Annotated in this window: 12 protein-coding genes; 9 read left to right on the top strand and 3 right to left on the bottom strand. The window is 67.6% G+C overall.

What is annotated here, in order from left to right:
• Positions 1-35: 35 nt before the first annotated feature.
• From ACWICD_RS04705 to ACWICD_RS04695, 3 genes are read left to right on the top strand one after another with little or no spacing between them, the layout of a single operon-like run.
• Positions 36-1,076, top strand: coding sequence for a 4-hydroxy-3-methylbut-2-enyl diphosphate reductase (locus ACWICD_RS04705; protein ID WP_454139516.1), 1,041 nt, complete (start codon positions 36-38; stop codon positions 1,074-1,076).
• Positions 1,073-1,636, top strand: coding sequence for a DUF6264 family protein (locus ACWICD_RS04700; protein ID WP_454139429.1), 564 nt, complete (start codon positions 1,073-1,075; stop codon positions 1,634-1,636). Before ACWICD_RS04705 ends, ACWICD_RS04700 begins: the two co-directional genes overlap by 4 nt.
• Positions 1,633-2,187, top strand: coding sequence for an MOSC domain-containing protein (locus ACWICD_RS04695; RefSeq protein WP_376127170.1), 555 nt, complete (start codon positions 1,633-1,635; stop codon positions 2,185-2,187). The genes ACWICD_RS04700 and ACWICD_RS04695 overlap by 4 nt, the downstream gene beginning before the upstream one ends.
• Positions 2,188-2,309: 122 nt before the next feature.
• Here ACWICD_RS04695 and fbaA read toward each other — a convergent pair whose 3' ends face one another.
• A complete protein-coding gene (fbaA, locus tag ACWICD_RS04690; protein ID WP_376127172.1) occupies positions 2,310-3,341 on the bottom strand; it encodes a class II fructose-bisphosphate aldolase in 1,032 nt (343 codons plus the stop codon).
• Between the two features lie 183 nt (positions 3,342-3,524).
• On the opposite strand from fbaA, the gene glpX reads away from it, so the two are divergent.
• Both glpX and ACWICD_RS04680 read left to right on the top strand, forming a co-directional pair.
• Positions 3,525-4,514, top strand: a complete 990-nt coding sequence (gene glpX / locus ACWICD_RS04685) for a class II fructose-bisphosphatase (RefSeq protein ID WP_454139428.1) — start codon at positions 3,525-3,527, stop codon at positions 4,512-4,514.
• Between the two features lie 172 nt (positions 4,515-4,686).
• Positions 4,687-4,896 carry a UDP-N-acetylmuramyl pentapeptide phosphotransferase gene (locus ACWICD_RS04680; protein ID WP_376127176.1) on the top strand — a complete coding sequence of 70 codons (210 nt, stop codon included), beginning with the start codon at positions 4,687-4,689 and terminating at the stop codon, positions 4,894-4,896.
• 3 nt (positions 4,897-4,899) lie between these two features.
• Here the strand turns inward: ACWICD_RS04680 and ACWICD_RS04675 are convergent, their stop codons facing one another.
• Positions 4,900-6,198, bottom strand: a complete 1,299-nt coding sequence (locus tag ACWICD_RS04675; RefSeq protein ID WP_454139426.1) for a DNA recombination protein RmuC — start codon at positions 6,196-6,198, stop codon at positions 4,900-4,902.
• A 93-nt stretch (positions 6,199-6,291) separates the two neighbouring features.
• Positions 6,292-6,897, bottom strand: a complete 606-nt coding sequence (locus ACWICD_RS04670) for a 3'-5' exonuclease (protein ID WP_454139425.1) — start codon at positions 6,895-6,897, stop codon at positions 6,292-6,294.
• 108 nt (positions 6,898-7,005) lie between these two features.
• On the opposite strand from ACWICD_RS04670, the gene ychF reads away from it, so the two are divergent.
• The 4 genes from ychF to ACWICD_RS04650 all read left to right on the top strand — a co-directional run bounded on the left by ychF (position 7,006) and on the right by ACWICD_RS04650 (position 9,191).
• Positions 7,006-8,097, top strand: coding sequence for a redox-regulated ATPase YchF (ychF, locus tag ACWICD_RS04665; protein ID WP_454139424.1), 1,092 nt, complete (start codon positions 7,006-7,008; stop codon positions 8,095-8,097).
• 5 nt (positions 8,098-8,102) lie between these two features.
• The gene (locus tag ACWICD_RS04660; protein ID WP_454139423.1) at positions 8,103-8,534 is read left to right on the top strand and encodes an SRPBCC family protein; all 432 of its coding nucleotides are present in this window, start codon (positions 8,103-8,105) and stop codon (positions 8,532-8,534) included.
• A gap of 80 nt (positions 8,535-8,614) precedes the next feature.
• Entirely contained in the window at positions 8,615-8,896 is a 282-nt protein-coding gene (locus ACWICD_RS04655; protein ID WP_454139422.1) for a type II toxin-antitoxin system RelE/ParE family toxin, read from the top strand.
• Positions 8,871-9,191 carry a HigA family addiction module antitoxin gene (locus ACWICD_RS04650; RefSeq protein WP_376127187.1) on the top strand — a complete coding sequence of 107 codons (321 nt, stop codon included), beginning with the start codon at positions 8,871-8,873 and terminating at the stop codon, positions 9,189-9,191. Before ACWICD_RS04655 ends, ACWICD_RS04650 begins: the two co-directional genes overlap by 26 nt.
• The last annotated feature ends 63 nt before the right edge of the window (positions 9,192-9,254 follow it).

Raw genomic sequence — 9,254 nt, 5'->3', positions numbered from 1 at the left:
ACGTGACTGCTGTGTCTGCGAACCCGATCGTGCGGATGGCGGTGCCCCGCGTTCCGCGGCGGCGCGAGCGTCTCCAGGATATCCCCGTGCCCGGACACAAGAAGGTGCTGCTCGCCGCCCCGCGCGGGTACTGCGCCGGTGTCGACCGAGCGGTGGTCGCCGTCGAGAAGGCTCTCGAGCGGTACGGGGCGCCCGTCTACGTGCGCAAGCAGATCGTGCACAACATCCACGTCGTGACCGAGCTCGAGCAGCGCGGAGCGATCTTCGTCGAAGAGGTCGACGAGGTGCCCGCGGGTGCGCACATCGTCTTCAGTGCGCACGGCGTCTCTCCCGCCGTCGTCAACGCGGCATCCGATCGAGGCCTGAGCGCGATCGACGCGACGTGCCCGCTCGTGACGAAGGTGCACCGCGAGGCGGTGCGCTTCGCGCGGGACGACTTCGAGATCCTGCTGATCGGCCACGAGGGCCACGAAGAGGTCGAGGGAACGGCGGGCCACGCTCCCGAGCGCGTCACGATCGTGAACTCTCCCGACGAAGCCGACACGATCGAGGTCAAGGACTCCTCCAAGATCGTGTGGCTGTCCCAGACGACGCTGTCGGTCGACGAGACGATGGAGACCGTGCGGCGTCTGCGCGTGCGTTTCCCGCACCTGCAGGACCCGCCGTCGGATGACATCTGCTACGCGACGCAGAACCGTCAGGTGGCCATCAAGAAGGTCGCGAAGGATGCCGACCTCGTCATCGTCGTCGGATCTGCGAACTCCTCCAACAGTGTGCGACTGGTCGAAGTAGCGCTCGAGTACGGCGCGAAGGCGGCGTATCGCGTCGACTACGCCGACGAGATCGAGCAGGCGTGGTTCGACGGCGTCGAGACGGTCGGGGTGACCAGTGGCGCTTCGGTACCCGAAGTGCTCGTGCAGCAAGTGCTCGAAGACCTCGCGAACGCGGGCTACGTCGACGTCGAGGAGGTGCGCACGGCCGAGGAGGATCTGCTCTTCTCGCTCCCCAAGGAGCTGCGGCAGGATGTCAACGGCAAGCGCGACCCCCGCGCTGTCGGCGGGCGGATCCGCGCGTGAGCGATTACGCGCCCGAAGTAGGGCCCGACGGCCGGCAACGGCCGAGGTTCGGCGAGTACGCGTCGCCCGAAGAGCAGCGCGCCCGCATCCAGCAGCCCGACGTGACCGAAGCTCTCTCGGCGGGTGTCGTGCCCGAGGCATCCGATCCCGAACCGATCGCCGCCGCGCCCGGGCCGGAACCGCGCCGCAGCGTATCGCCGGCGAATCGGCTCGCGACGATCCTGCTGCTCGCGGTCGGCGCGGCCAATGTGCTGATCTCGCTGTTCAGCTACCTCGACCTGGCGTCCGCGCTCGAGAACTCCTACGAACTGCTCGGCATCGATGGCGCGTTCACCAACCTCGCGGCTGCGCGGCAGTGGGGCCTCGTCGCGGCGATCGTCCTCGTCGCCGGCTACATCGCGACGTTCATGCTGTCGTGGAAGCGGCTGAAAGCGGGCCGCGTGTCGTGGTGGATTCCGATCGTCGGCGGCGTCGTGACGTTCTTCATCGTGAGCCTGTGCCTCATGGTGCCGCTCATGGGCGACCCCGCATTCCAGGAATACGTCACGGCGGTCCGATGACCACGCCTCGACTCGTCGCCGTCTGCGCTGTGCACCAGCTGCGCTCCGATGTCGGGTCGGTCGGCGTCACCGGCATCGACAAGCGCGCCGTGGCGGGCCCCGTGCGGATCGGCGCCTATGGCGTGTACGCCGACGTGCAGGCCGATCGCAAACACCACGGCGGGCTCGACAAGGCCGTCTACGCGTACGCCCAGGAAGACGCCCGGTTCTGGGAGAGCGAGCTCGGTCGACAGCTCGCGCCCGGCTGGTTCGGTGAGAACCTGCGCACCGAGGGGATCGACGTCAACGCCGCGCGCATCGGAGAGCGCTGGCGCATCGGCGATCGCGTCGAGGTCGAGGTGACGATGCCGCGCACGCCCTGCCAGACGTTCGCGCGCTGGGTCGGCGGCGACGACGAGCGGGGATGGGTCAAGCGCTTCTCCGCCGCCGGACGCCTCGGTCCCTACCTGCGGGTCGTGACGACCGGACGCGTGCAGGCGGGCGACGAGATCGTCGTGACGCACCGCCCGGAGGACGCCCCGACCGTGCTCGAGGTCTTCCGAGCGCCCTGAGGCTTCTGCGCGCAGATGACGGATGCCGCGACCCGGCCGGGCCGCGGCATCCGCACTTCGACCGGCTCAGCGACCGGAAGCGACAGGCTCGGTGACCGAAGCGACAGGCTCGGCGGAAGCCGTCACGCGCCGAGGCTCTTGCCGTGCGATCCGAGCTGCTGCGTCGCTTCGACGACGCGGGCGGCCATCGCGGATTCCGCGATCTTGCCCCATGCCCGCGGGTCGTACTGCTTCTTGTTTCCGACCTCGCCGTCGACCTTGAGGACGCCCTCGTAGTTCGAGAACATGTAGCCCGCGATCGAGCGGGTGAACGCGTACTGCGTGTCGGTGTCGATGTTCATCTTGATGACGCCGTTGGCGACGGCGGTGGCGATCTCTTCGTCGCTGGACCCGCTGCCGCCGTGGAAGACGAGATCGAGGGGCTTCGGGCCCGTGCCGAACTTCGCGGCGATGCCCTCTTGGATCTCGCCGAGCAGTTCGGGGCGCAGCTTGACGTTGCCGGGCTTGTAGACGCCGTGCACGTTGCCGAACGTGAGCGCGGAGATGTAACGGCCGTTCTCGCCGAGACCGAGGGCCTCGACGGCCTTCGTCACATCGGCGACGGTCGTATAGAGGGCCTCGTTGGAGCCCTCGTGCGTGACGCCGTCTTCTTCGCCGCCGACGACCCCGATCTCGACCTCGAGGATCGCGTTGATGTTCTTCAGGCGCGGCAGGAGGTCTTTCGCGATCTCGATGTTCTCGTCGAGCGGCACGGCCGAGCCGTCCCACATGTGCGACTGGAAGATCGGGTTGCGCCCCGCGCGCACTTCTTCTTCGGATGCCTCGATGAGGGGCATGACGAAGCTCGGCAACGCCTCTTTCGGGCAGTGGTCCGTGTGCAGCGCGACCGTGACGGGGTAGTTCTTGGCGACTTCGGTGACGTAGCGCGCGAAAGCGAGCGCGCCGGTCGCGCGGGCCTTGACCGTGTGTCCGGCGAAGTAGTCGGCGCCGCCGGTCGTGACCTGCAGGATGCCGTCGGACCCGGCCTCGGTGAGGCCTTGGAGAACGGCGTTGATCGTCTGCGAGCTCGAAACGTTGATGGCGGGGTACGCGAAGCCTCCGGCCTTCGCGCGGTCCAGCATCTCGGCGTATTGGTCGGGGGTGGCGACGGGCATGAGTGCTCCTAGCGGTCGATGGGCTCTCGCGTACCTTCGACTTTAGCGAAGGGGGCAGACGGCGGCCGGGTAGTCGTGCCCGGCTTCACCCTGACCTGCCGTGCGTGAAAGTTCGTGAATTCCTTCCGTGGTCGGCGCGTGAAACGGCGCGGGTTCTCCTCGCTGCTGGAATAGGCTGGCGCCATGGTGAGTCTGACCGCCGACATGAGTCCGCTGCATCCCGACCGAAATCTCGCTCTCGAGCTCGTCCGTGCGACGGAGGCCGCCGCGATCCGCGCCGTGCCCTTCATCGGTCGTGGGCGGAAAGAGGATGCCGACGGCGCGGCCGTCGACGCGATGCGCGCGTTCTTCACGACGGTGAACTTCGACGGCACGATCGTGATCGGCGAGGGCGAGAAGGACGAAGCGCCCATGCTCTTCAACGGCGAGCGCGTCGGCAACGGCCGCGGGCCGAAGTGCGACGTCGCGGTCGACCCGATCGACGGCACGTCGCTCACCGCCGCAGGGCGCAACAACGCCCTGTCGGTCATCGCGGTCTCCGACAGCGGCACGATGCTCGATGCCTCGACCGTGTTCTACATGGACAAGCTCGTGACCGGCCCCGCCGGCGTCGGGGTCGTCGACATCCGTCTGCCGATCGGCGAGAACATCCGTCTGCTCGCGAAGGCGCTGGGCAAGCCGATCGACGAGATGGTCGTCTCGGTGCTGCACCGCCCGCGCCACGAGCAGCTCATCGAGGAGATCCGCGAAGCCGGAGCCGGTACGCGCCTGATGACCGACGGCGACGTCGCCGGCGGGATCAACGCGGCGCGGCACAACTCGCGCACCGACATGTGCGTCGGCGTCGGCGGAAGCCCCGAGGGCATCGTGACGGCGTGTGCCATCAAGGCACTCGGCGGGCACATCCAGGGGCGCCTGTGGGCACGCGACGACGACGAGAAGCAGCGCGGCATCGACGCGGGCCTCAAGCTCGGGGATCACGTGTACGAGGCCGACGACCTGGTGCGCGGCAACAACACGATCTTCGTCGCGACAGGGGTCACCGACGGACAGCTCGTCGCCGGCGTGAGTCGCGACGACCAGTACGTGTACACCGAGAGCGTCGTGCTGCGCGGAGCGTCGGGCACGCTGCGCCGCGTGTCGTCGGAGCACCTCGTGTCGAAGTGGCTCTGATCCCGCTCTGACCTGCGATTCTCGGATCTTTCCGGGGTGTACTCGGTGTGACCGCTGTGACTCGAGTGGCTGATGTGATGCGGCTTGCCGGGTTTTCTCGGGCGCGTCTGGCACAATCGGCAGTGGTGTCAGCGACGACACGTCGCTGTTCCCCGATTCGAGGAGGCTCTCGATGTCACCGCAATCAGGCACCACGGGTCCGCAGACCGGAGCCCACGCCGTCGTCGCCGACGCACTCGACCCCGCACGCCGGCCGGATGTGCTGCTGCGCGTGCGGCGTGACGAGGGTCACGAGCCGAGTCCCTGGTGGATGATCGGGGCCTTCGTGTTCGTCTCGGCGGCGGTGATCACGCTGTTGAGTTTTGTTCCGGGTGGAGCCTGAGGCTCACTCCGGCAGAGTGAGTCGCTCGCGCAGTTCGCCCACGTCGGCGGCGCTCGACTCGATCCTCTCTGACGCTTCGAGACCTTCGAGCAGTTCGGGAGCGGTCAGTCGTCGCGTCGACTTCTCGATCGCGGCGGGTGCGGACACGGCGTCGAGCTTGGTCTCGTCGATCCCGGGGAATCGTCGCGCCGTGACGAGCACGCGCGACTCGAGCGAGCCGGCGAATTTGTTGTAGCTGTCGACCGTCCGCTCGATCGCGCGTCGCAGATCGTCGGCGTGACCGGCCAGCAGCCCCAGTCGTTCGTACAGCTGGTTGCCGAGGTCGAACAGCGCGCGGGCCTCCTGCGTGACATCCTGCTGCGTCCACGCGTAGGCCACCGTCTTCAGCACCGCCCACAGGTTGACCGGTGACGCGAGGGCGACGCGCTTCGCGAAGGCGTGATCGAGCAGCGCGGGGTCTTCTTCGAGGGCTGCCGCGAGGAGCGACTCGCTCGGCACGAAGCAGACCACGAACTCGGGGCTCGAGGCGAGTCCTGACCAGTACGCCTTCTTCGCGAGGGCATCCACGTGCGCCCGGACGGCTTTGACGTGCTTGTCGAGCAGCGTGCGACGGCGCGCAGCTTCGGCGCCCTGCGCCGTCAGGGGTATCGAGCTCGCTTCGAGATACGCATCGAGGGGCACCTTGGCGTCGACGGCGATCGCCTTCTCGCCGGGAAGCCGGATCACCATGTCGGGGCGTCCCGCACCGGCATCCGACTCGATCGTGGTCTGCAGATCGAAGTCGACGTAGCGCATGAGGCCGGCGGCTTCGACGACGCGGCGCAGCTGGGTCTCGCCCCAGACCCCGCGGGTGACCCCCGACCGCAGTGCGCCGGCGAGCGATTCGGTCGTGGCCCGCAGGACTTCGTCGGACTCGTGCGCGCGACGCAGCTGCTCTGCCAGCGCCCCGAACTGCGAGTGTCGGTCGCGTTCGAGATCGTCGACTTTGGACTGCATGGTCTGCAACGACTCCTGCACCGGGGCGAGCGCGCGCAGCACCGCGTGCTCGCGTCGCTCACGCTCTTCGCGTGCGGCCTGGTCGGTGCGGGTCTGGGCGGCGAGTTCGCGGTAGAGGGCGTGCTGGTGGTCGAGCTGCGCCTGCACCCCCAGCCGCGCCGCGTCGGCGGCGGCGAGCTGCGCGCGCAGGTCGGACTGCTCGCGCGCGGCCGTCGCAGCGCGGCGGCTGCTGCCCCCGAACCACCCGACGACCGCCCCGAGCACGAGACAGCCGATGACGACGAGCGTGATGCTGAATGCGTCCATACGCCCATCGTGCCGTGGCCTTCCGACATCGCCGCTCCGACACCGGTGCGGTGTCCGCGATCCGCTCGCGCGACCCCGCGCGCTCCGCCGGACTCAGGCGACGAACGTGACCGCCGCCGCAGGTTCCGCCGCGACGGCGATCTGTGACACCCGTACGCTCGCGCCCGCGGCCAGCGCATCGATGTCCGAAGCGCCCATGCGCCGCGCCGCGTCGATCATGACATGCGCGCACGCGAGGGCGTCGGCTGTCGCATTGTGGTGCGCGAAGTCGGCGAAGCCTGCTTCGGCGGCGACGAAAGGCAGTCGATACGACTCGAGCTGGTACACCTTCCGTGCGACCTGCAGGCTGCATGCGTAGCGGTAGGGCGGGCACTCGTCGCCCGTCGCCTCGCACGCCCGTCGCAGCACGGACATGTCGAATCCGGCGTTGTGGGCGACGAGGATGTCGGCTCCCGCGAAGGCCGCGAGGTCGTCGAGCTGTTCGCTCCACGTCGGCGCGTCCGCCACGTCCTCAGCGCGGATCCCGTGGATGCGCGTGTTGATCTCGAAGAATGCGTCGTGTCCCGCCGGCGGGCGGATGAGCCATCCGGCCTGCTCCACAACCTGGCCGTCGCGCACCCGCACCAGCCCCACAGCACAGGCGGACGCGCTGCTGGAGTTCGCCGTCTCGAAGTCGATCGCGGTGAAATCCAGAGGCACGTGACCACCCTTACGCGGGCACTGCGGCCGAACCGCCAGGCGCGCCGCGCCGTGGCGAAACGACGGGTCGAGGGATTCGCAGCATCCGTCGAAGTAGACTCGACCCCCGTGGCTCTCACTATCGGCATCGTCGGCCTGCCCAACGTCGGCAAGTCCACTCTCTTCAACGCCCTCACCAAGAATCAGGTTCTCGCGGCGAACTACCCGTTCGCGACGATCGAGCCGAACATCGGGGTCGTGAACCTGCCGGATCCGCGGCTGCAGACGCTCGCCGAGATCTTCGGTTCCGAGCGCATTCTTCCCGCCGCTGTGTCGTTCGTCGACATCGCCGGCATCGTGCGCGGTGCGAGCGAGGGGGAGGGGCTCGGCAATAAGTTCCTCGCGAACATCCGCGAGGCAGACGCGATCGCGCAGGTCGTGCGCGGCTTCACCGACGACGACGTCGTTCACGTCGAGGGCGGCGTGAACCCGCGCAACGACCTCGAGACGATCAATGCCGAGCTGCAGCTCGCCGACCTCGAAACGCTCGAGCGGGCGATCACGCGCTACGAGAAAGAGGTCAAGGGCCGCAAGCTCGACCCCTCGGTGCTCGAGTCCGCGCGCGCCGCGAAGGACGCGCTCGAGCGCGGCGTGCTGCTGTCCGCGTCGGGCATCGACCTCGAACCGATCAAGGAGCTCGGACTGCTCACGGCGAAGCCGTTCATCTTCGTCTTCAACGTCGATGAGGCAGTGCTGACGGATGCTGCGCGCAAGGCCGAGCTCGACGCTCTGGTCGCCCCGGCGAAGGCCGTGTTCCTCGACGCGAAGATCGAGTCGGAGCTCATCGACCTCGACCCCGAGGATGCCGCCGAGCTCCTGGCATCCACGGGTCAGGAAGAGTCGGGACTCGACCAGCTCGCGCGCATCGGCTTCGACACGCTCGGGCTGCAGACCTACCTGACGGCGGGACCGAAGGAAGCGCGCGCGTGGACGATCGGCAAGGGCTGGAAGGCTCCGCAGGCCGCCGGTGTCATCCACACGGACTTCGAGAAGGGCTTCATCAAGGCCGAGGTCATCTCGTTCGACGACCTCGTCGCGACCGGATCGGTGATCGAAGCTCGCGCGAAGGGCAAGGCTCGGCTCGAGGGCAAGGACTACGTCATGCAGGATGGCGACGTCGTGGAGTTCCGTAGTGGACTAACCTCTGGCGGAAAGAAGTGAGGTCGATGCACGCGGTGCACGTCGAGCGGCCGGCGAAGGCGGTCTTCGACTTCCTCGCGGACGTGTCGAACGAAACGAAGTGGCGGCAGTCGATCGTCGGTTCCCGATACGTCGATGCCGACCTGCCCGCGATTGGTGTTGACGGTGAGACCGACGTGTCGATGGGCTCCCGGTCGCTCACCATGAAATGGACCGTCACCGAGCTGATCGATGGAGAGTATGTCGCATGGCGACTCGACGGCAACCCGTGGAACGGTGGAGGCAGCTACCGCGTCCTGCCCGACGAGAAGGGGGCAGCGGTCCAGGGATGCTTGGAGGTGCGTCTGAAGGGCCTGGCGCGGCTGCTTGAGCCTATCGTCGGCCTCCAGTTCCGTCGAGGCCTCCGAAGTGACCTCGATCGTCTGGTGTGCGTGCTGCCTGAGGCGGCTGCGGAATGATGCCATCGGCCGACGGGAAAGTGGTGGAGTTTAGGTTTAACGTATACCGTTAATGACGGTGTCCGTTATGCAGTGGTCTCGTGACCAGATCGTTCGGCAGCACGGACACCGAGCGCATCTGGCATGAGCAGTATGTCAAGCGCGTTGACCGGACGGTGCAGCGGGCGATCTTGCGGAAGCTCGAGCTGATTCATGCGGCCAAGGATGTCGAGGACCTCAGGGTCCCACCAGGCAACCGCCTGGAGCGTTTGCTCGGCGACCGACGCGGGCAGCACAGCATCCGCGTGAACGCGCAATGGCGTCTCTGCTTCGTCTGGAGAGAGGGAGGTGCCGAAGATGTCGAACTCGTCGACTACCACTGAGAGTGACCTGATCGAGCCGATCCACCCGGGAGAAATCCTGATGGAGGACTTCATCGAGGGCTTCGGGATCACTCAGAACAAGCTCGCAGTGTCGATCGGCGTGCCGCCGCGCCGGATCAACGAGATCGTGCACGGTAAGCGGGGGATCACCGCTGATACGGCGATCCGTCTGGCCCGGTACTTCGGGACATCCGAGGAGTTCTGGATGAACCTGCAATCGAACTACGAGCTGCGGCTCGAGCGTCGCGTCCTGCGCGATAAGGTCGCGGCTATCACGCCGCTGAAGGTCGCGTGAGTCAGGCGGGACGCGGAGTTCCCGTCCGTCGATAGCGGTCGAGGCACCTCACGTTCATCGGGG

It is taken from the genome of Microbacterium sp. NPDC055357 (assembly GCF_053644835.1).
The sequence above is the reverse complement of the archived record's forward strand: the minus strand, read 5'-3'. Positions and strand labels throughout refer to the sequence as shown.

Excerpts from the sequence above, each read along its gene's own strand:
- ACWICD_RS04705 (WP_454139516.1), top strand. The coding sequence starts at position 36 with ATGGCGGTGCCCCGCGTTCCGCGGCGGCGCGAGCGTCTCCAGGATATC.
- ACWICD_RS04695 (WP_376127170.1), top strand. The coding sequence starts at position 1,633 with ATGACCACGCCTCGACTCGTCGCCGTCTGCGCTGTGCACCAGCTGCGC.
- fbaA (WP_376127172.1), bottom strand. The coding sequence starts at position 3,341 with ATGCCCGTCGCCACCCCCGACCAATACGCCGAGATGCTGGACCGCGCG.
- glpX (WP_454139428.1), top strand. The coding sequence starts at position 3,525 with ATGGTGAGTCTGACCGCCGACATGAGTCCGCTGCATCCCGACCGAAAT.
- ACWICD_RS04680 (WP_376127176.1), top strand. The coding sequence starts at position 4,687 with ATGTCACCGCAATCAGGCACCACGGGTCCGCAGACCGGAGCCCACGCC.
- ACWICD_RS04675 (WP_454139426.1), bottom strand. The coding sequence starts at position 6,198 with ATGGACGCATTCAGCATCACGCTCGTCGTCATCGGCTGTCTCGTGCTC.
- ACWICD_RS04660 (WP_454139423.1), top strand. The coding sequence starts at position 8,103 with ATGCACGCGGTGCACGTCGAGCGGCCGGCGAAGGCGGTCTTCGACTTC.
- ACWICD_RS04650 (WP_376127187.1), top strand. The coding sequence starts at position 8,871 with ATGTCGAACTCGTCGACTACCACTGAGAGTGACCTGATCGAGCCGATC.